This is a genomic window from Streptomyces sp. ME19-01-6 (assembly GCF_033793745.1).
Lineage (GTDB): Bacteria > Actinomycetota > Actinomycetes > Streptomycetales > Streptomycetaceae > Streptomyces.
Window position 1 is genome coordinate 152,149 of sequence record NZ_JARAXF010000008.1, and the last position, 15,419, is coordinate 167,567.

The 15,419-nt window shown below is 72.9% G+C and carries 15 protein-coding genes; 8 read left to right on the top strand and 7 right to left on the bottom strand.

Features of this window, described 5'->3' with window-relative positions:
- The first annotated feature begins 52 nt into the window (after nucleotides 1–52).
- Nucleotides 53–931: a LysR family transcriptional regulator gene (locus PV419_RS20960; RefSeq protein ID WP_319691107.1), complete on the top strand. Its 879-nt coding sequence runs from the start codon at nucleotides 53–55 to the stop codon at nucleotides 929–931.
- On the opposite strand, the gene PV419_RS20965 is transcribed toward PV419_RS20960, so the two are convergent.
- On the bottom strand, nucleotides 928–1,839 hold the full coding sequence (locus tag PV419_RS20965; protein ID WP_319691108.1) for an endonuclease/exonuclease/phosphatase family protein: 912 nt from the start codon (nucleotides 1,837–1,839) through the stop codon (nucleotides 928–930). The two genes, PV419_RS20960 and PV419_RS20965, sit on opposite strands and share 4 nt — an antisense overlap.
- Before the next feature lie 261 nt (nucleotides 1,840–2,100).
- Here PV419_RS20965 and PV419_RS20970 point away from each other — a divergent pair, with 261 nt between their 5' ends.
- From PV419_RS20970 to PV419_RS20980, 3 genes are read left to right on the top strand one after another with little or no spacing between them, the layout of a single operon-like run.
- The gene (locus PV419_RS20970; RefSeq protein ID WP_319691110.1) at nucleotides 2,101–3,285 is read left to right on the top strand and encodes an acyltransferase family protein; all 1,185 of its coding nucleotides are present in this window, start codon (nucleotides 2,101–2,103) and stop codon (nucleotides 3,283–3,285) included.
- Between the two features lie 45 nt (nucleotides 3,286–3,330).
- Complete coding sequence (locus PV419_RS20975) at nucleotides 3,331–4,728, top strand: nicotinate phosphoribosyltransferase (protein ID WP_319691111.1); 1,398 nt, start codon at nucleotides 3,331–3,333, stop codon at nucleotides 4,726–4,728.
- A 22-nt stretch (nucleotides 4,729–4,750) separates the two neighbouring features.
- A complete protein-coding gene (locus tag PV419_RS20980; protein ID WP_319691112.1) occupies nucleotides 4,751–5,038 on the top strand; it encodes a DUF1876 domain-containing protein in 288 nt (95 codons plus the stop codon).
- Nucleotides 5,039–5,074: 36 nt separating this feature from the next.
- Here the strand turns inward: PV419_RS20980 and PV419_RS20985 are convergent, their stop codons facing one another.
- Nucleotides 5,075–6,481, bottom strand: a complete 1,407-nt coding sequence (locus tag PV419_RS20985) for a S1 family peptidase (RefSeq protein ID WP_319691279.1) — start codon at nucleotides 6,479–6,481, stop codon at nucleotides 5,075–5,077.
- A gap of 217 nt (nucleotides 6,482–6,698) precedes the next feature.
- On the opposite strand from PV419_RS20985, the gene PV419_RS20990 reads away from it, so the two are divergent.
- A complete protein-coding gene (locus tag PV419_RS20990; protein ID WP_319691113.1) occupies nucleotides 6,699–7,205 on the top strand; it encodes a mycothiol transferase in 507 nt (168 codons plus the stop codon).
- A gap of 307 nt (nucleotides 7,206–7,512) precedes the next feature.
- A complete protein-coding gene (locus PV419_RS20995) occupies nucleotides 7,513–8,448 on the top strand; it encodes a S1 family peptidase (protein WP_319691115.1) in 936 nt (311 codons plus the stop codon).
- Nucleotides 8,449–8,491: 43 nt separating this feature from the next.
- Here the strand turns inward: PV419_RS20995 and PV419_RS21000 are convergent, their stop codons facing one another.
- Nucleotides 8,492–8,743: a CDGSH iron-sulfur domain-containing protein gene (locus tag PV419_RS21000; protein WP_415925348.1), complete on the bottom strand. Its 252-nt coding sequence runs from the start codon at nucleotides 8,741–8,743 to the stop codon at nucleotides 8,492–8,494.
- The gene (locus tag PV419_RS21005; protein ID WP_319691116.1) at nucleotides 8,715–9,380 is read right to left on the bottom strand and encodes a HemK2/MTQ2 family protein methyltransferase; all 666 of its coding nucleotides are present in this window, start codon (nucleotides 9,378–9,380) and stop codon (nucleotides 8,715–8,717) included. Before PV419_RS21005 ends, PV419_RS21000 begins: the two co-directional genes overlap by 29 nt.
- A gap of 149 nt (nucleotides 9,381–9,529) precedes the next feature.
- Between PV419_RS21005 and PV419_RS21010 the strand changes: the two genes are divergently transcribed.
- Together PV419_RS21010 and PV419_RS21015 are read left to right on the top strand one after the other, a co-directional pair.
- A complete protein-coding gene (locus tag PV419_RS21010; protein ID WP_319691117.1) occupies nucleotides 9,530–11,140 on the top strand; it encodes an FAD-dependent oxidoreductase in 1,611 nt (536 codons plus the stop codon).
- A 2-nt stretch (nucleotides 11,141–11,142) separates the two neighbouring features.
- Nucleotides 11,143–12,195 carry an iron-containing redox enzyme family protein gene (locus tag PV419_RS21015; RefSeq protein ID WP_415925356.1) on the top strand — a complete coding sequence of 351 codons (1,053 nt, stop codon included), beginning with the start codon at nucleotides 11,143–11,145 and terminating at the stop codon, nucleotides 12,193–12,195.
- Between the two features lie 11 nt (nucleotides 12,196–12,206).
- Here the strand turns inward: PV419_RS21015 and PV419_RS21020 are convergent, their stop codons facing one another.
- The 3 genes from PV419_RS21020 to abc-f all read right to left on the bottom strand — a co-directional run bounded on the left by PV419_RS21020 (nucleotide 12,207) and on the right by abc-f (nucleotide 15,417).
- Nucleotides 12,207–12,461: a WhiB family transcriptional regulator gene (locus PV419_RS21020; protein ID WP_319691118.1), complete on the bottom strand. Its 255-nt coding sequence runs from the start codon at nucleotides 12,459–12,461 to the stop codon at nucleotides 12,207–12,209.
- Between the two features lie 265 nt (nucleotides 12,462–12,726).
- Nucleotides 12,727–13,677: a phosphotransferase gene (locus PV419_RS21025; RefSeq protein WP_319691119.1), complete on the bottom strand. Its 951-nt coding sequence runs from the start codon at nucleotides 13,675–13,677 to the stop codon at nucleotides 12,727–12,729.
- 87 nt (nucleotides 13,678–13,764) lie between these two features.
- Nucleotides 13,765–15,417: a ribosomal protection-like ABC-F family protein gene (abc-f, locus tag PV419_RS21030; RefSeq protein ID WP_319691285.1), complete on the bottom strand. Its 1,653-nt coding sequence runs from the start codon at nucleotides 15,415–15,417 to the stop codon at nucleotides 13,765–13,767.
- Nucleotides 15,418–15,419 lie beyond the last annotated feature (2 nt).

Consider the following 15,419-nt stretch of genomic DNA (forward strand, 5'->3'; position numbering starts at 1 on the left):
CAAGAGCTGGTTGTGCTGCTCACCAGAAGCAATCGTTATAGCATCGGCCGTTATGGAACTCCGGCAGCTCGAATACTTCGTGGCCGTGGTGGAGGAGGCCAACTTCACCAGGGCGGCTGAGCGGCTCCACGTGGCCCAGCCGGGCGTCAGCGCGCAGATCAGACGCCTTGAGCATGAACTCGGGCAGGAGCTGCTGGACCGCTCGGGGCGCTCCGTGCGGCCGACCGAGGTGGGCGCGGCGGTCCTCCCCTACGCCCGGGCCGCGCTCTCGGCGGTGTCCGGGGTACGGCTGGCGGTGGAGGAGCTGACCGGGCTGGTCCGCGGGCATGTCGCCATCGGCACGGTGACCTCCCACAACGTCGATCTGCCCACGCTGCTGGCCGAGTTCCACGAGGACCACCCGGCAGTGGAGATCACCCTCATTGAGGACAGCTCCGACCGGCTCGTCGACGCGCTGCGCGGCGGCCGGCTGGACGCGGCCATCATCGCCTGCGGCACCACGCCCCCGGCCGACCTCGGGATCCACATCGTCACCCAGGACGCGGTGGTCGCGGCCGTCAGCCGGGACCACGAGCTGGCGAAGCGGTCGACGATCCCGCTCGACGCGCTGCGCGACCGGGTGCTGATCAGCCTGCCCCTGGGCACGGGCATCCGCTCGCTGTTCGACGAGGCCTGCGCCACGGCCGGTTTCACCCCGCATATCGCCTTCGAGGCCGGTACCCCCACGGTGCTCGCCGAGCTCGCGGCGCGCGGACTGGGCATCGCGATCGTGCCCTCGGGCATCGCGCGGCGGCGCGAGGACCTGCGTACCCTCGCGATCACCCGGCCCGCGCTGCGCGGCGCCCTCGCGTTCGCCTGGCGTGCCGAAGGCCCCATCAGCCCCGCCGCGCGCGCCCTCGTCGGACGCGCCCGGCGACTGATCGGGGGCTAGGGCAGCTCTATGACGGCCTGCACCGGCAGGTGGTCGCTGGGGAACTGGCCGTCGCGGGAGTAGGGGTTGATGGCGGCGTAGTGGGTGCGCACGGTCGGCGAGGTGAGGATCCAGTCGATCCGGTCGCCGTCCGGGACCAGCGGCCGGTAGCCGTGGAAGGTCGCGTACTGCGCGCTGCGCCGCTCGGCGGCGTCCCAGGAGTCGACGAGGGAGCCGCCGTCGAGCATCGCGTCGTAGACCGGGTTGCCGTGGGCGGCGACGTTGAAGTCGCCGGTGACGATGTGGGGAAGGGCCGGGTCGAGGCCGCCGAGCCGCTCGGTGATCAGGGCGGCGGCGCGCTCGCGGGCGGGTTGGCTGCGGTGGTCGAGGTGGGTGTTGAGGGCGTAGAACTGCCCACCGGTGCGCAGATCATGGAAGCGGACCCAGGTGACCATGCGGACCACCGCCCCGCCCCAGGTGTTGGACCCGATCACATACGGGGTGTCGGACAGCCAGAAGTGATCGTACTCGAGCGGTTCGAGCCGATCGGTGTCATAGAAGACGGCCATGAACTCATCACGGCTGCCGCCCGCCCGTCCCGTGCCCAGCCAGTCGTAGCGCAACCCCGACCGGTACGCGTCGTGGGCGATGTCGCGCAGCTGGCCGTACAGCCCCTCCTGGGTGCCCAGCAGCTGGGGCGCCTCGCGGCGCAGCAACTCCCGCATCGCGGGGCGGCGCTGCGCCCAGGAGTTGGGCTCGGTGTCGGAGGCGAAGCGGAGGTTGAAGGTCATGACGCGCAGCCGCGCGTCGCGCTCCGAGCCGGAGTCGGCCTCGGCGGCGCCCTCGGGGTGGACGGCGAGTGGCAGGGCGAGGGCCGCGGCGGCCGCGGCGCGCATGCCGTGGCGACGGCTGAACACAGGTGCGGGCATGGCTCCTCCGTAAGGTCCGGCGATGGCCTCAAGTCTCGGGCCTCGCGGTGTGGGCGAAGTGACCTGCGGTGACCGTGGATCGAAACGTAGGAATACCCGCGGATGGCCACCGGGCCACCCATCGCGCCTCTCCTCGTGGCGATTTCCCCGCGGCGATTTCCTCGCGGTGATCTGTCATGAGGAGGCCGAGCCGGGGCAGGCGCCCCCGGGTCCGATGACGTTCGATCCGACGTTTTACTCAAAAGGTGTCCGGGAGACTCAGTGCAGCAGGACAGTGCCACGCGCGCGCAAACGCCGCCGGCCGCCGCGCCGCCCCGAGGCGGCGGGGCCGGGAGCCGCACGCGCGACCCGTACTTCGACAACGCGAAGTACCTCACCATCGTGCTGGTGGCCTGCGGCCACGCCTGGGAACCGCTCACCTACGGCAGTCGGACCGTCACCGCGGTGTATCTCACGGTGTACGCCTTCCACATGCCGGCCTTCGCGCTGATATCGGGGTATTTCTCGCGCGGCTTCGACCTGGGGCCCGGGCGGCTGCGGCGGCTCCTGACCGGAGTCGCCGTGCCGTACATCGTCTTCGAGGTCGCGTACACCCTCTTCTACCGCTGGGCACAGGACGACCCGGGCTATCCGATCAGCCTGCTGGACCCCTGGTATGTGATGTGGTTCCTGGTCGCGCTGTTCATCTGGCGGCTCACCACGCCGCTGTGGCTGGCCCTGCGCCACCCGGTGCCGATCGCGCTGGCCCTGGCCGTCCTCGCCTCGGTCTCGCCGGATGTGGGCGGCGATCTCGCCCTGCAGCGGGTGCTGGCGTTTCTGCCCTGCTTCGTTCTGGGGCTGCGGCTGCGGCCGGAGCACTTCACGCGGCTGCGCACCCGGCGGGCCCGGCTGGCCGCGCTGCCGGTCGGGGCCGGGGCACTGATCGCCGCGTACGCGCTGGCGCCCCGGCTCGACGCGGGGTGGTTCTACCACCGCGGGAGCGTGGCGGGCCTGGGCGCGCCGGCCTGGGCCGGGGCGTTCACCACACCCGCGCTCTTCCTGCTGGCGCTGCTGCTGACGGCCGCCTTCCTGGCCTGGGTGCCCGGGCGGCAGCTGTGGATCACCGCACTGGGCACGGGGACGATGTACGGCTATCTGCTGCACGGCTTTGTGATCAAGTCGTCCCGCTTCTGGCACTGGTACGACCATCCCTGGCTGCACACCCCCCTCGGCGAGCTGGCGGTCACGGCCGGGGCGATCGCCATGATCAGCTCACTGTGCACCGCCCCCGTCCGGCGCGTCTTCCGCCCCCTGGTCGAGCCCCGGATGGCCTGGGCCTTCCAGCGCGAGGCCAAGGGCACCACCAAGGGCACCGCCGAAATCACCACCGAGGACACGGCCAAGGACACCACCGAGAACTCCACAAACAAGGCACAACACATCAAAGCAGCGCAAAACACTCACTAGAGTGGGTGATATCCGCGCGAGGCGGGCACTGAGGAGGTGCCGTCGATGTCCGAGGCGACGACCACTGACCTCTACGAGGTCACGATGGCGATGACCTATCTGCGCGAGGGAATGACCGGCCCGGCCACCTTCAGCCTCTTCGTCCGGGACCTGCCGCCCGACCGCGGCTTCCTGGTCGCCGCGGGCCTGGAGTCCGCGCTGGACTTCCTGTCCGGCCTCCGCGTCGGCCCCGAGGACGTCGAGGACTTCGCCGCGGTGCTGCAGCGGCCGGCCGACGAGCTGCGGCCGCTGCTCGGCCTCGCGTTCACCGGCCAGGTGCGGGCGGTGCCGGAGGGCCGGGTCGTGCTCGCCGGGGAGCCTCTGCTGGAGGTCACCGCACCGCTGCCGCAGGCCCAGCTGGTCGAGACGTATCTGCTCAACCGGCTCAGCCATCAGACGGCGATCGCCTCGAAGGCCGCCCGGTGTGTCCTCGCGGCGGCAGGGCGTCCCGTCGTGGACTTCTCGCTGCGCCGCACCCATGGGCCCGAGGCCGGTTTCCACGCGGCGCGGCTCGGCGCGGTGGTGGGATTCACCGCGACGAGCAATGTGGCGGCCTCCCGCGCCGAGGGGATACCCGCGGTGGGCACGATGGCCCACTCGTTCGTGGAGGCCTTCGCATCGGAGGAGGCGGCCTTCCGGGCCTTCGCCCGGACGCACCCCGGACCGATGACGCTGCTGGTGGACACGTACGACACCGAGTCGGGGGTCCACACGGCCGCGCGGGTGCTGCAGGACCTGGATGGGGGCGCCCGGGCCCCCGGCTCGGCCATCCGGCTCGACAGCGGGGACCTCGGCCTCCTCGCCCGGCGGGCGCGGGGCATCCTCGACGCCGCCGGTCTCGAGGATGTGCGGATCGTGGTCAGCGGTGGTCTTGACGAGTACGCCGTGGAGGATCTGGTGCGCTCGGCGGCGCCCATCGACATCTACGCGGTCGGCACCCGCGTCGGGGTCTCCGCCGACGCCCCGTACCTGGACTCGGCCTACAAGTTGGTCGCGTACGACGGACGGCCGGTGATGAAGCTCTCCGCGGCGAAGGTCACGGCCCCCGGCCCCAAGCAGGTCTTCCGCCGCACCGGACAGCCGGACGTGATCGGACTCGCGGACGAGGACGGCGCCCCGTACGGCCGGCCGGTGCTGGAGACGGTGATGCGCGGCGGCGAGCGCACCCGCGAACGCGCCACCCTGGCGGAGAGCCACCAGCGGTTCCACGCCGATCTCGCGGACCTCCCGCACCCGGCCCGCCGGATCCGCGCCCCCGCCGCCCAGCGCCCCGTCGTCTCCGAGCGCCTGGCCGCGCTCGATACGGAGGTACGCGGCCGCATCGACCGCGAGCTCGGCGGCGCCGCGCGGCCGGGAAGCCCCGAACAAGCCGCGTCCGGATCACACCGGACCACCATCAGGTGAGAGATCAGGTGAGGAGTCGGCCATGCCGCAGACAGTGGAGTGGAAGGTCCACCTCTACCTCTACGAGGACCAGGGAACGACCAAGGCGCGCGTGGTGCTCGACACGAGGGAAACCTCGTTCACCGGCCGGGGCGTCGCCCGGTGCAGCCCCGAGGACCACGATGTGCCGGAGATCGGCGACGAGCTCGCGGCCGGGCGGGCCATGCACGACCTGGGCGAACAGCTGCTGATCGCCGCGGAACGCGACATCGAGGGCGAGATCACCGCGCACCGGCCACGGATCCGGCCGGCGCCGGGGTGGGCGCTGTGAGCGGTGCGCCACCGGCACGCCGCCGACCGGGAGACCTCACCCCCACCGCGTGGAATAGCCGCTGTACCCCCGGCGGCCCGGCCGGATGAGCAGCGTGGCGAGGAACCCGAGGAGTCCCGCCCCGATGAGCGCCAGCCCCGGGCCGAGGCTCTGTGCGTAGGCGACGACCCCGGCGAGCGTCGAGGTGTCGCCCTGGGTGCCCGGAATGATCGGGTTCACCTGGCCGCCCGCGCCGCCCGCGCCGCCCGCTGCGCCAGGATCGGCCGGAGCGCCCGCGCCGGAGCCGTTGGCCGGGGTGGTGGGCGCCGTGTCCGCCGCGTCGCCGTCGCTCGCCGGGGCGTTCGGGATCGACACGCCGAGAGCGGTCAGCGCCTTGGTCACCGGCTGGAAGAAGGTCACACCACCGCTGGTGCAGTCGCCGGTGCCGCCGGAGGTCACGCCGAGCGCCACGGTCTGCGCGAAGAGCGGGCCCCCGCTGTCGCCCGGCTCGGCGCACACGTTGGTCTGGATGAGCCCGCTGACGGTGCCCTCGGGGTAGTTCACCGTCGCGTTCAACGCGGTCACCGAGCCGGAGCGAAGCCCTGAGGTGCTGCCGCTGCGGAACACTTTCTGGCCGACGACCGGGTCTGCCGCACCAGTGATCCGCACGGCCTGCCCGTTTCCGACGTTCAGCACGCTGCTCTGGTCCAAGGAGGCGTTCTGGTACTGCACCAAGGAGAAGTCGCTGCCGGGGAAGTCGCTTCTGACCGTCGTGCCGACCCTGGTGTTTCCCTGCGTGTCCGCGAACCACGCGGTGCCGTTCGGACCGCAGTGGCCCGCGGTCAGGATGAACCCGGCCTGGCCGTTGGTGACGTTGAAGCCGGCCGAGCAGCGCCCGCCCTGGGTGAAGATCGGCTCGGCGCCCGCGGTCCGGGTGGTGAAGGAGCCGGTGGTCCGCTCCATGCGCACCTCGCCGCCGATCCCCCCGGCGACGCCCTTCATCCGTGACCACTGGTCGGCGGAGACGGTGCTGTCGCCGAGGACCACCACCTCGTTGGACATGGCGTCCACCGCCCACGCGGTCCCGGCCACCCGGGGCGCCTCCCGCAGTGTCTCCGTCGCCGAGCGCAGCTGCCGCATGCTGTACCGCACCTGCTTGGCCCGCGCCCCCGCCCGGTTGACCTCGGCCGCCGCCTCCGCGTCGGTCACCGCGACCACCGCCTGCCCGTCGGAGCCGATCCAGCCGCCCGCCGTACGCGAGGTGCCGAGCTTGTCCACCAGGCTCCTGGCCAGCTCGGCGTCCCGGGTGTCTCTCGTCTCCAGGACCCGGGTGGGATCGCCGCCGGACCCGTGGGCGGGCGATCCGTCCGCTGCTGCCTGAGAGACCATCAGACCGCCGCACACCACGGCCCCGATGGCCACGAGGCGTGCGACACGGTGCGCCCTGCGCCGCGTGTGTCCCACCACCCTGCCTCCTTAACGTCGTTCACGGCGCCGCCCCCGGCCGCCGGGGCCCGGGACGGCATGGGCCTCCCTTCCATACGGACCGTGGCGCCGTTCCGCTCACTCCCGACGTCAAGTCGCTCGATCGCCGAAGAACACGCGCCCTCACGCAGCGCCGCCAGCGCTGGCGCGCCTGTCGCTCCCGCGTCACGGGGACGGGCGGCCTACGATCGTGAGAATGAAAAGCGCAGACGTCCTGGCCGACGCCTTCAGCCGCGTTCAGGAGACGGTTCACGAAGCGGTGCGGGGGCTGACGGTGGACCAGCTGGCCACTCGCCTCGACGACAAGGCCAACACCGTCGCCTGGCTGGTGTGGCACCTGACACGGGTTCAGGACGACCATGTCTCCGAAATCGCGGAGACCGAGCAGGTCTGGACCGAGCAGGGTTGGTACGACCGGTTCGAGCTGCCCTTCTCAGCGGCGGCCACGGGCTACGGGCACCGGACCAAGGACGTGGCCGCCGTCCGGGTGTCCCCGAAGCTGCTCCTCGGGTACCACGACGCCGTCCACGAGCGCACGGTCGACTTCGTACGGGGGCTGCGCGACCCCGATCTGGACATCGTCGTGGACGAGGCGTGGACCCCGCCGGTGACGCTGGGAGTCCGGCTGGTGAGCGTCATCTCCGACGATCTGCAGCACGCCGGGCAGGCCGCCTTCATCCGCGGCGTGCTGCGGCGACGGTAGCCCGGCGACGGGTGGCGCGCCGGCGGCGCGTCTCCACGCTCGCGGAGCCCTGCGGGCCTCGGGCCGAGCGCGAGCACTCCGCGCCCGAGGCGCACGTCCGGGCGCGGCGGCGCGCACGCTGGAGTGCGGGCACGATCGCCGTGGTCGAGCCATTCCTCACGACCCTTCGGTACCGCCCAACCCCCCTTGTTCCGGGCGAATACCGACATCACTGTTGCCAACAGGGATTCACCCGCTGAGCCCGCGCCACCACGGGACACCGAACCGCGGCGCGGACCTCCTCTCCCCCGGCATCAGGAGGACATTCGTGAGGATCAAGCACCCGCTCCCAAGAAGCGGCCCGGCGAGCCGCCCCGCCCGCGCGGCGAGACGCCTTCGGGCAGCGGCCCTCCTGGCGGGTCTGGCCGCCGTGTTCGCGCTGACCGCGCCGGGAGCCGCTCTCGCGGACTCCGAGCGGACCTACAGCGCCTCGGAGCTCAAGGCGGCGAGCGACGCGATCCTCGCCGCGGACGTCGGCGGGACCGCGTGGACCGTCGACGAGGACAGCGGCTCCGTCCGCGTCGACGTCGACAGCACCGTCTCGGCCTCCGAGATCGCCGCGCTCAAGAAGGCGGCGGGCCCGAGCAGCGGCGCCCTGCACATCGAGCGCACCCGAGGCAAACTCACCCAGCTGCTCTCCGGCGGAGACGCGATCTACTCGTCCAACGGCTTCCGCTGCTCCGCCGGCTTCAACACGCACATCGGTACCTCGTACTACATCCTGACCGCCGGTCACTGCACCAACGGCTATCCGAACTGGTCCGCCAGGCTCGGTGTGCCCATCGGCCCGACGGCCTACTCCAGCTTCCCCGGCAACGACTACGGCTACGTCTCGTACACGAATCCGCTGGTGCTGCACCCCAGCAACGTGAACCTCTACAACGGCACCTACCGCGCCATCACCGGTACCGGCAGCGCCTCCGTGGGCCTGCTCGTTCAGCGCAGCGGCAGCACCACGGGCCTGCACGGCGGCACCGTCACCGGGCTCAACTACACGGTCAACTACGGCAACGGCAACATCGTCTACCAGATGATCAGGACCAATGTGTGCGCCGAGCCCGGGGACAGCGGCGGGCCGCTCTTCTCCGGCAACACCGCCATCGGCCTGACCTCCGGCGGCAGCGGCAACTGCGCCTTGGGCGGCGTCACGTACTACCAGCCGGTGGTCGAGGCGCTCAACAACCATGGGGCGACCATTCCCTGAGGCACCCCTGCCACGGCGACCGGCCGCCCGCCCGGGCGGCCGGTCAGCCCTTGTCCGGGCGGGCGCGGCGGCGGTGGCTGGTGTCGCACCACGGATAGCGTCCGCTGCGGCGGCAGGTGCACACGGCCACCACCACCCGGTCGGAGCGCACGGTGGTGCCGTCCTCCATGACGACCTCCACCGGCCCCTCGACCAGCACTGGACCCTGGGGATCGACGATGACACGCCGCGCCGGGGCCCGGTCGGCCGGCGGGCCGGTCGGCGGGTCAGGCGGCGTGGGCGGTACGGACGGCACGGATCACCACCAGCTCCTCCTTGTCCTCTCCCGGAGCGATCAGCCCCCGGGAGGCCAGCCATGTGCTCCGCCCCCGCAGCACGGGGCCGAACGGGACCACCCGGCGCGCCGTCACCTCCGTCCGCAGCCCTTGTGCCCGCAGCCGTTCCAGCGTGGTTCCGGCCCCGCTCAGCGCCGACTGCACGATCAGCAGGACACCCCCCGGGCGCAGCAGGGACGGCGCCCGCGCGCACAGGTCGTCGAGCACCGCCCGGCCGTCGGGCCCCGCGTCGAAGGAGCGGCCACGCGCGTGCGGTGGCAGCCCGGAGGGCGGCGTGGGCACGTATGGCGGGTTGGCCAGGACCACGTCGAAGCGGCCTCCGGTGGCCGGGTCCGGCAGACCGCCCAGACGTACGCGCACCGGGGCGCGGCACAGCCGGGCGTTCAGCCAGGCGGTCGCCACCGCGCGCGGCGAGATGTCGACGGCGTCGACCCGGGCGGCCCGGCAGCGGGCGGCGAGCAGCGCCAGGGCGCCGGTCCCGGTCCCGACGTCCAGGACCCGGCCGCCGGCCGTCCCCGGCTCGCGGCGCACCGCCTCGGCCAGCAGCGCGGTGTCGTCCTGCGGTGGATACACCCCGGACGGTCGGATCAAGCGCATGCCCGTCCGAGTACCGCGGATCCGGCCGCCGAAACGGCGTCGCCGGGGCCGGGGCGCGCCGGAATGCGCCCGGGCGCCGAGAAGGCGGTCGAGGAGGGCGATCGAGGAGGGCGATCGAGGGCACTCGCGGGCGGGAGAGGAGTCTGCCGATGACAAGTCTTCCCACCGGGTTCGCGCCCTCGTCGTACTGGATGGAGTCGGCGCCCGGACCCGCATACCCCACCCTGGAGCCCGGCCCCGGGCCGGCCTGCCCGGACGTCGACGTCGCCGTCGTCGGCGGCGGGATGGCGGGCATCTGTGCGGCGTGGGAGCTGGCCCGCGCCGGACGCCATGTCGCGCTGGTGGAGGCCGGCCGGCTGGCCGCCGGGGTGACCGGCCACACCACCGCCAAGCTCTCCGCCCTGCAGGGCCTGAACTACCAGGACGTGTGCTCCTCGCGCGGCGAGGAGGCGGCCCGGCTGTACGCGATGTCCCAGGCCGACGCGGTGGACCGGGTCGTCGAGGTCAGCGCCGAGCTGGGTGTCGACTGCGATCTGGAGGACGTCCCGGCGTACACCTATGCCGAGACGGAGGAGACCCTGCGGGCGGTACGGGCCGAGGCCGAGGCCGCCGGGGCGGCCGGTCTTAACGCCTCGTTCGTGACCGAGACGGGGCTGCCGTTCCCCGTGGCGGGCGCGGTCAAGGTGACGGGCCAGGCGCAGTTCCACCCCCGGAAATATGTGCTGGCCCTCGCCGAGGACCTGGCCGCGCGCGGGGCCCTCGTCTTCGAGAACTCGCGGGTCGTGGCTCTCAAGGAGGGCGATCCGTGCCGGCTGACCACGGACCGCGGGGCGTCGGTCCGCGCCCGGGACATCGTGGTCGCCACGCACTACCCGATCTTCGACCGCTCGCTGTTGTTCGCCCGGCTGGAGCCCAAGCGCGAGCTGGTCGTCGCGGCCGTGCTCCCGGCCGACCGCGACCCGCTGGGCATGTACCTCACCCCCGAGGACGACACCCGCTCGGTCCGCACCGCGCCCTACGGCCACGGACAGCGGCTGCTCATCGTCACCGGGGAGAAGTTCATCCCCGGCACGGGCAGCGTCCGGGGGCGTTACGAGCGGCTGATCTCCTGGACCCGCCGGCGCTTCCCCGGCGTCGAGCCCGCCTTCCGGTGGGCGGCGCAGGACAACTGGACCACCGACCATGTGCCGTTCATCGGACGGTTGCACCCGGCCTCCCGGCACGCCTATGTGGCGACCGGCTTCGGCGGATGGGGCCTGAGCGGCGGAGTGTGCGCGGGCCGCCTGCTGGCGGGGCGGCTCACGGGCTCGCCGCCGCCGTGGACCGGCCTGTACGACCCGGGGCGGCTGAGCCCGCTGCGCGAGACCCCGGCGATGCTGGGGCTGCAGGCCCATGTCGCCCGCCACTTCGTCGGCGACCGGCTGTCGGCGGCGGGCGCCGAGGCGGTCCGGGACATCGCCCCGGGCGGCGGGGCGGTCGTCCGCGTCGGCGGCCGGCAGCGCGCCGTCCACCGCGACGAGCACGGCGCGCTGCACACGCTGTCGGCGCGCTGCACCCACCTGGGCTGTCTGGTGCGCTTCAACGACGCCGAGCGGACCTGGGAGTGCCCGTGCCACGGGTCCCGGTTCGACCCGGACGGAGAGGTTCTGCAAGGCCCGGCGGTACGCCCGCTGGCGCGCCGCGACGACGTGCCCGACCCCACGGCGCCCGAACCCGGTGACGCCGACGGCTCCGGCGCTCTCGGGGGTGATCGGCGGTGACCGTGGGCGCGGGCGGCATCTTCACGGGCGCGTCCACCGGTCCGGCCGGGGGCCCGCCCCCGGCGGGGCCGCCGCTGCCGCGGGCCCGCGGACCGATCTCCGCCGCCGTACGCGGCGCGCTGGCCCAGGCCCCGCCCCCGGCGCCTTCGGCGCTGCCGAGGAAGCGGGCCCAGGCCGCCGACCCGCTCGGCGAGGACCTCCAGCTGGCGCTGTACCTCTGCTACGAGCTGCACTACCGCGGGTTCGCCGGGGTCGCCGAGGACTGGGAGTGGCAGCCGGATCTGATGCGGCTGCGGGAGGCGCTGGAGGGCCGGTTCCTCACCGCGCTGCGCGACGCGGTGCCGGGCGGTGCGGACGTGGCCGGTGAGCTCGACGGGCTGCTCGTCGAGGTGCCGGGCACGCCGGGGGTCTCCCACCGGCTGAAGAGCCGCGGCACCTGGGAGCGGATGCGGGAGTACCTGGTCCACCGCTCGCTCTATCAGCTCAAGGAGGCCGATCCGCAAGCCTGGTTGATTCCCCGGCTGACGGGACAGGCCAAGGCGTCACTGGTGGCGGTGGAGTTCGACGAGTTCGGGGCGGGCCACGGTGACCGGGTGCACGCCCGTCTCTTCGCCGATCTCATGGCCGGCGCGGGTCTGGACCCGGCCTACGGCCGCTATGTGGACCACGCGCCCGCCGCGACGCTCGCCTCCGTGAACCTGATGTCGCTGCTGGGCCTGCACCGCTCGCTGCGCGGCGCCATGGCCGGCCATTTCGCCGTCCTGGAGATCACCTCGTCACCCGGCTCACTGCGGCTGGCCCAAGCCCTGGAGCGACTGGGCGCCGAGCCCCGGTGCGTCCGCTTCTTCACCGAGCACATCGAGGCCGACGCGGTGCATGAGCAGCTGATGCGCCGCTGTGTGATCGGCGACCTCCTCGCCCGGGAGCCGGACCAGGCCGCCAACGTCGCCTTCGGTGTCCAGGCCACCAACTACCTGGAGGCGCGCTGGTCGGACCGCCTGCTCACGGCATGGGACAGCGGACGCTCGTCCCTGCGGCTGTCGCTCGACGCCTGACGCTCCCCCGGCTACCGCTGGGACGCCCCATGGCGCCGGGCCCGGCGGCGCAGCGCCCGGCGCTCCTCCTCATTCGTGCCGCCCCACACGCCGTGGGTCACCCCCACGCTCAGCGCGTACTCCAGGCACTCCTCGCGCACCGGGCAGCGGCCGCAGACCTCCTTGGCCCGCGCCTGCTGCTCCTGGGCCGCCGGCCCGGCCACACCCACGGGGAAGAACATTTCCGGGTCCTCGTGCACGCACGCGGCGTGCCGCCACCACTCCATGGTCCCTCCTCCAGCTGTTGAACGCCATACGGGGCCCGCTCCCGGCCCGGCAGCGGGCGGGCTCGGCGGGCCTGACGAGTGGCGGGTCCCCCATGACCGGGGCGGCAAACGGCCGTTGAGGCGCCGACCTCGGCCGGCGCGAATATGACGGTGCGTCAGCCAGGTAGTCGCTCGGGCACCCGGAACGGCGCTGCGGCGCGGCCCTCCGCTCCCGAAGCTACGGCGAAGTGACAAGTAGCTCTGCGTGACGCTACTACGGTCGGTGTCAGCTGTTCATGCCACCCGCGAAGGGCATCGTCTGCCAGTGGTCGACGGCGGGCTTGAGGTACTCCATCAGCTTGGGCAGCTGCGGGACCAGCGTGAGAGTGGCGACGACCCGCAGCATGCCCAGGGCGTTGACGAAGCCCAGGACCTCCTCGTTGAGCGGCCTCATGCCATTGCGCCGCGCGCCGCGGTTGTAGGCGGATACGTGCTCGGATCCGAGAGCGGCCAGGTCCCACTCGACGGGCCCCAGCGTGACCAGTTCGAAGTCGGCGTAGAGGTCGCCGTCCACCCCGGAGAAGATGTTCGCGGGCGGGGAGTCGCCGTGGACGGGCTGGAGGTCGATGCCCGGGAACCGGGCCACGAAGGCCGCGCGCGAGCGCACGAGGGGTTCGAGGATCTGCCACTCGCGGCGGGCGCGGTCCAGCTCGGCCGCACCGATCAGGGTGGGGTGTTGGTCGAGCCGGGCGAGGCTTTCTGCGATGAACCGCGGATCGGCCGTGGACAGAAACTCCAGGCGGCCCGGGTAGGTGCGCATTGCCGCGTGTAGGTCGGCGACGCTCTCGGCGTTCGCCACGTAGTCGGGTTCCTTGTCCCGGTCCTCCGGGACGAACGGCCAGAACGTCATCGAGAAACCATCGCGCTGCACGGGTTCCCGCGGCAGGAGCGGGCTGGGCGCGATAACGGGGATTCCCTGGTCGGCGAGCCAACGTGTCACATCCAGCTCATCCTGCTGGCGGCGCGCGAGGGCGGCCAGGTCGTCTGGGTGCGGCAGGACAGTGGGAATCCGGGCCACGACCGGCGAGGGCGTCAGGTGGACGACGACGGAGAAGACGTCGTGGAGCACCGTGGGGTCGGTGACGGTCAGGCCGAACTCGCGCCCTGCCGCGACGGCCGCGTCGACGGCGGCGGAGGTGCGGCCGACGAGCTGTTGTGGTGTCAGGAAGGTGGTCATGGCTCCATCGTTTCAGCGGGCTTTCCGGCTGTTGGCCAGGTCGGGGCGGGGGCGAGGGCCGTTCGCGGCGGAGGAGGACCCGAGGGGTCAGCACCTGCGGCCGGCGTGCAGCTCCAGCTGCTCCCCTTCAAAGCGTGCACGGAAGTCGCGGTCGTGCGACACCATGACCACCGCTCCTGGGTACGTTGTGAGCGCCGCCTGAAGGTCCTCGACCAGGTCGAGCGCGATGTGGTTGGTCGGCTCGTCGAGGACGAGGAGGTCCGCAGGCCGGGTCACCAGGCGGGCGATCTGCAGACGCCGCTGCTGGCCCGCGGACAGGGCGGCGACCGGGACGCGCAGATCCTCCTCCCGGAACAGGCCCAGTGCCAGGAGCTGTTCGGCGCACTCGTCCGGCAGTCCTGGCCGCCCGGCAGCGAACGCGGCGAGCAGCGGGAGCCGCGTGGAGTGCGCGGGCAGTTCCTGCGCGAGGTAGCCGATCCGGGCGGGGCGGTGTGCCGTGCCCGCGTCCGGCTCCAGGTCGCCCGCCAGGACGCGCAGGAGCGTCGTCTTGCCCGCGCCGTTCTCGCCCGTGACCAGCAGCCGCTGTCCGGGCGCGATCGCAAGGAGCCCGTCCAGACGCAGCCGCTCGCCGACCCGTACGCCGTCGAACTCGGCGAGGGGGCCCTGGGCGGGGCCGTCTGCCGCCGACAGCGCCGCCGTGAAGCGGAGCGGTGCCGGCGGCTCCGCCACCGGGTTGCGCCGCAGCTGGGCCACGCGCTCCCGGACGGAGCGCACCTGCCCGCCGAGCTTCGCCTCGCTGGACCGGCGGTGCTTGCCAAAACCCTGCTTCGGGTCGCGGCCGGTGGTGGCAAGCCGCCTCCCTGCGGTCTCGAGCAGCTCCTCCATGCGGGCCACCTCCTCGACCCAGTCCGCGTACCGCTGCTCCGCGCCGCGCCGGGCGGCGGCCTTCGCGGCGCGGTAGCCGGCCCAGCCGTCGCCGTACCGGAGCACCGTGCGCGCATCCCGGTCGACCTCAAGGATCGTGGTGGCGACGCGTTCCAGGAAGCCGCGGTCGTGGGTGACTGCGACGACGGTGCCGCGGTGTGCCCGCAGGTGCTCCTCCAGCCAGCGCACGGCCGCCGCATCAAGGTGGTTCGTCGGTTCGTCGAGGAGCAGCAGTTCGGGTGCGGCGGCCAGGACGCAGGCGAGCGCGAGCCGCGACTGCTCGCCGCCGGACAGCGAGCCGAGCAGGCGGTCGCGGGTGATCTGGGCGAGCCCGAGCCCGTGCATCGCGGCATCCACACGGGCGTCCGCCTCGTATCCGCCGCGTTCCTCGTATGCGATCAGCAGTTCGCCGTACGCGGCGAGATCCTCTTCCGCTGCCTCGCCGAGGGACTCCTCCGCCATCCGCAACTGGTACTCCATGTCGCGCAGTTCGGCGAGGGCGAGGTCGACGGCATCCTGCACGGTGCAGTCCGCGCCGAGGTCGAGGGTCTGGGCGAGGTGGCCGGTGCCGCCGGGGAAGCTGACGGTGATCTCCCCGGCGTCCGGTACCTCGGCAGCGGCGAGCAGCCGCAGCAGGGTGGACTTGCCGGAGCCGTTCTCGCCGATGACGGCGGCCTTCTCACCCGGACGGACGGTGAAGCAGACCCGGTCGAGGACAGTCCGGGTGCCATAGGACTTGGTGACGTCCTTAACGGACAGCTGCGCCACGGCAGCGGGGGCGACGGTGGGCACGGCAGTATGGGCGCGTTCGCGCATAT

What these genes read in the sequence shown, in the direction of transcription:
- PV419_RS21010 (WP_319691117.1), top strand. Translation starts at nt 9,530, where the DNA reads ATGACAAGTCTTCCCACCGGGTTCGCGCCCTCGTCGTACTGGATGGAG.
- PV419_RS21020 (WP_319691118.1), bottom strand. Translation starts at nt 12,461, where the DNA reads ATGGAGTGGTGGCGGCACGCCGCGTGCGTGCACGAGGACCCGGAAATG.
- PV419_RS21025 (WP_319691119.1), bottom strand. Translation starts at nt 13,677, where the DNA reads ATGACCACCTTCCTGACACCACAACAGCTCGTCGGCCGCACCTCCGCC.
- PV419_RS20975 (WP_319691111.1), top strand. Translation starts at nt 3,331, where the DNA reads ATGTCCGAGGCGACGACCACTGACCTCTACGAGGTCACGATGGCGATG.
- PV419_RS20960 (WP_319691107.1), top strand. Translation starts at nt 53, where the DNA reads ATGGAACTCCGGCAGCTCGAATACTTCGTGGCCGTGGTGGAGGAGGCC.
- PV419_RS21005 (WP_319691116.1), bottom strand. Translation starts at nt 9,380, where the DNA reads ATGCGCTTGATCCGACCGTCCGGGGTGTATCCACCGCAGGACGACACC.
- abc-f (WP_319691285.1), bottom strand. Translation starts at nt 15,417, where the DNA reads ATGCGCGAACGCGCCCATACTGCCGTGCCCACCGTCGCCCCCGCTGCC.
- PV419_RS20990 (WP_319691113.1), top strand. Translation starts at nt 6,699, where the DNA reads ATGAAAAGCGCAGACGTCCTGGCCGACGCCTTCAGCCGCGTTCAGGAG.
- PV419_RS20965 (WP_319691108.1), bottom strand. Translation starts at nt 1,839, where the DNA reads ATGCCCGCACCTGTGTTCAGCCGTCGCCACGGCATGCGCGCCGCGGCC.
- PV419_RS20980 (WP_319691112.1), top strand. Translation starts at nt 4,751, where the DNA reads ATGCCGCAGACAGTGGAGTGGAAGGTCCACCTCTACCTCTACGAGGAC.